The sequence below is a fragment of the Streptomyces sp. NPDC054961 genome (genome assembly GCF_053609145.1).
This window is the reverse complement of record NZ_JBSGWY010000054.1, coordinates 1-3,836: the sequence shown is the minus strand read 5'-3', so window position 1 is coordinate 3,836 and position 3,836 is coordinate 1. Positions and strand designations below refer to the sequence as shown.

Sequence of the window (3,836 nt, the reverse complement as noted above, 5' to 3'; positions counted from 1 at the left end):
TGCCGGCCCCCACCGAGCCCCCCCACGGTGGGGGGGAGGGGGGGCGGGCCTAACATCGGATGTTCCTCCGGGGGGGGGGGGCGCCGTTGCGGGCGGCCCACGAAGAGCACCAGCAGCCCCACCCCGATCACCAGCGGGACCAGCGCGTGGAGGTCGGTGAGGTGCCGCTCCGCGCCGAAGCGCTTGATGCCGAGGACGGCGCCCAGGACACCGGCGGCGGCCATCAGCGCGCCGAGCACGTCCCAGGGACCGTCCGAGCCGCCCCTGGACTCGGGCAGCAGCCACCGGCCCAGGGGCAGGAGCAGGATCATCAGCGGGATGTTGATGAGGAAGACGGAGCCCCACCAGAAGTGCTGGACGAGGAATCCGCCGAGGACCGGCCCGCTCGCCGCGCCGATGGCGGCGACGGCGGTCCAGATGCCGATGGCCAGCGCCCGCTCCCGCCGGTCGGGGAAGACCTGGCGCAGGATCGACAGGGTGGCCGGCATGATCATCGCGCCGCCGACGCCGAGCAGGGCGCGGGCGGCGATGAGGACCTGGGCGTTGTCGGCGAGGGCGGCGACGGCCGAGGCCACGCCGAAGAGGCCGTAGCCGAGGAGCAGGACGCGGCGGCGGCCGACGCGGTCGCCGAGGGTGCCGAAGAGGATCAGGAGGGCGGCGCAGACGAGGGGATAGGCGTCGACGATCCACAGGAGCTCGATCGAGCCGGGCCGCAGGTCTTCGGTGACGGAGGGGACGGCCACGTGCAGGATCGTCGCGTCGAGCGCGACGAGAACCAGACTGATGCACAGGACCGCGAGGACGGCCCAGCGGTTCGCCCCGCCGGAGGCCGCGCCGAGCCGACGCAGTCGCTGCCAGGGGGAAGGGGTCCTGTCGCCGGCCACGTTCGTCCCCGACATGCATGTACCTCCCAGGTGATCCCTCGCACTCGGCGGACCTGCGTCTTTCGGAGCCACAGGGGGAAAGGCGGGCTTCCTACGGGGTCCGGCGTCGACTCGCGAGTGAACGGTCAGCGTACGCGAGTTCGGCTGTCCGACACGTGGTCAAGCTCTCATCGCACCGTCGGCCGCGGTGTGGTGTACGCCACTCGTTTCGCGCCAATTCCCCGGCGGCGGCCCCCGCGCGACGCCTCGCTCCGCGCCCGGTGCCCGCGGGCACGCGGCCCCGCGTCCGCCCCGCCACCGATAATCATGCCGTGAAGGATCTTGGATTTCGTCGGGCCGCGCCCGCCCTGGCCGTCTTCGCGGCGGTCCGGCTGTCCGGGCTGGCGGTGCTCGCGGTGTGGGGGGCCGTGGCCGGCAGCAGCCCCCACACGCTGCTCTCGGCGCGGTGGGACTCCCTCTGGTACGCCCGCATCGCCGCCGAGGGCTACGGGTACGAGGTGGCCCTCCCCAACGGGGACGTCCACTCCAACCTGGCCTTCTTCCCGCTGCTGCCCTGGCTGGAGCGCCTGGTCTCGGCCGTCACCGGGCTCGGCCACGGATCCGCCGGCCTGGTGGTCTCGGCGGTCGCCGGGCTCGCCGCGGCCTGGGGGATCTTCGCCGTCGCCGACCTCCTGTACGGCCGCCGGACCGGGGTGCTCGCCGTCGCGCTGTGGGCCGCGCTGCCCGTCGCGATCGTGCAGTCGATGGCGTACAGCGAGTCGCTGTTCACCGCGCTCGCCGTCTGGAGCCTCTACGGGGCCCTGCGCGGCCGCTGGCTCACGGCCGGTCTGCTCGCGGCGGGGGCGGGGCTGACCCGCCCGGTCGGGGCCGCGGTGGTCGCGGCGGTCTGGGTGGCCGCGGCCCTGGCCGTGCGCCGGGGGGAGCGCGGCGGGCGGCCGCTGGCCGGGGCGCTGCTGGCTCCGCTGGGCGCGGCGGCGTACGTCCTGTGGGTCGGCGCGCGCACCGGCGGCGGGGTGGCCGGGTACCTGGACGTACAGGCCGGCTGGGGCAACGGCTTCGACGGAGGCTGGGCCTTCGCCCGTTTCGTCGGGGCCCGGCTGGCCTCCTCGGCCTTCCTCGCCGGGATCGGTCTGATCGCCGGAGTCGTACTGGTGCTGTGGCTGTACGGGCTCTGCGTACGGGGACGGCAGCCGGTCCCGCTCCTCGTCTACTGCGGGATCGTCGTGGCGCTGGCCCTGTGCGCGTCCGGCTACTTCGGCTCCAAGCCCCGTCTGCTGCTGCCGGCCTTCCCGCTGGTGTTCCCGCCGGCGGTGGCGCTGGCCACGTGGCGGACGGGGCGGGCGGCCGCGGTGCTCGGCGCGCTGGCCGTCGTCTCGGCGGTGTACGGGGCCTTCTGGCTGAACGGCTCGGGTCCGCCGTAGGCCCCGAGGGCGCTGCGCGGGCGCTGCGCGGGCGCTGCGCGGGCACTGCCCGGGGACGGCGCGGGGCGGCGCGGGGCGGCGCGGGACGGCGCGGGGCGGCGCGGTCCCCTCCGGACGCCGCGGGCACCGCGGGGCCGACGTCACGGAAGGGACCATTCCGTTCCATCTTTGAGTAAAAGAATTGAGCCCTGCGGATAAAGCGCGGACGAGTATGCGAAGAAAAGGCCGGAGCAAGGGACCGGCTTCGCGCAAACCAAAGACCAAATGCCCGGAATTAAGTCCCGCGTGAGACCAACTCCACATCACATGGTCGTCACAAACCCCGCGATTCGACCGGGGCGCCCAGCGCCGCGCGGTAACGTCGATTGAGTGCGTACCGATCAAATCCTGCCCAGACTGGAGCGGGTGTTCGCCCGGCTGGACCGGGAACCAGAGCGACCGGCTCATCTGCAGACGCCGCAGATGAGCCGGCACCGCGTCGTGCTCCTCGGGGCGACCCTCGGCTTCTACCTCGCGATCGTCGTGGCCGTACTGACCACCTCCTGGCTCGTCCGCCTGGACTGGCAGATCATGTTCTTCCGGCCGTACGAGCAGTGGCCGCAACTGCACGCCTTCCTCGACTACCTCGTCGTGCTGGGCCAGCGCGGACCCACCGCGGTCATGGTCGCGGCCTGGCTCGGCTGGCGTTCCTGGCGGCAGCACACGCTGCGCCCGCTGATCACCCTCGGCGTGGCCCTGCTGCTGCTCAACATCACCGTCGGCGCCGTCAAGCTCGGCCTCGGCCGGCTCGGTCCGCACTACGCCACCCAGATCGGCTCCGCCGAACTCTTCGCCGGCGGCGATATATTTCCTTCCGGCCACACCGCCAACGCCGTCGTGACCTGGGGAATCCTGGCCTACCTGGCTTCCACCGTGGTCACCCGGCGGGTGCTCTCCGTGGTGTCCGCGGTCGTCTCGCTGAGCGTCGGCGCCACCACCGTCTACCTCGGCACCCACTGGGTCAGCGACGTGCTGCTCGGCTGGTCCGCGGGCCTGCTCGTGCTGCTGGCGCTGCCGTGGTGCGAGCCGCTCACCGCCCGGGTCGAGGCCTACGTGTTCGGCCTGCGCGCCCGGCTGCGCTCCCTCGTGGAGGCCGGGCGGGTGCCCGAGCCCCTCACGGGCGTGCTCGTCCCGCTGCTCTCGGCGGGCGGCAAGTGGCGCTTCCAGCGTCCCGCGGGCCCGTCCGTACGGCCCGGGGAAGCGCCGGTGTCCGCCGTACCGGTCCCCGGCCCGGCCGGCGCGGTCGTCCCGGTCGGCGTCGCGGTGTCCGCCGGGCACCACGCGCCGGCCCGGACCGCCGGTCACCTCGCCGCCCGGCCGCACCCGGTCCGCTCGGAGCGGCCCCCGGCCACCCCGGCCGGCGGCCGCCGCCCGGTCATGGCCGAACGCGCCCCGGTGCGCGGCGCGGCGGCCCGTCCGGCCGCCGGCGGCTGAGCGGGACGGTACGCACACCCTCTCCGCTCACGACGGGGGGGGGGGGGGGGGGGCGGGG

Annotated in this window: 3 protein-coding genes; 2 read left to right on the top strand and 1 reads right to left on the bottom strand. The window is 74.5% G+C overall.

The window, feature by feature from the left end:
• On the bottom strand, nucleotides 1-899 hold an 899-nt coding region (locus ACWF9Z_RS32645; RefSeq protein WP_453608400.1), incomplete at its 3' end, for an MFS transporter.
• 296 nt (nucleotides 900-1,195) lie between these two features.
• Here ACWF9Z_RS32645 and ACWF9Z_RS32640 point away from each other — a divergent pair.
• Both ACWF9Z_RS32640 and ACWF9Z_RS32635 read left to right on the top strand, forming a co-directional pair.
• Entirely contained in the window at nucleotides 1,196-2,305 is a 1,110-nt protein-coding gene (locus ACWF9Z_RS32640) for a glycosyltransferase family 39 protein (protein WP_453608397.1), read from the top strand.
• A 369-nt stretch (nucleotides 2,306-2,674) separates the two neighbouring features.
• On the top strand, nucleotides 2,675-3,778 hold the full coding sequence (locus ACWF9Z_RS32635; protein ID WP_453608394.1) for a phosphatase PAP2 family protein: 1,104 nt from the start codon (nucleotides 2,675-2,677) through the stop codon (nucleotides 3,776-3,778).
• Nucleotides 3,779-3,836 lie beyond the last annotated feature (58 nt).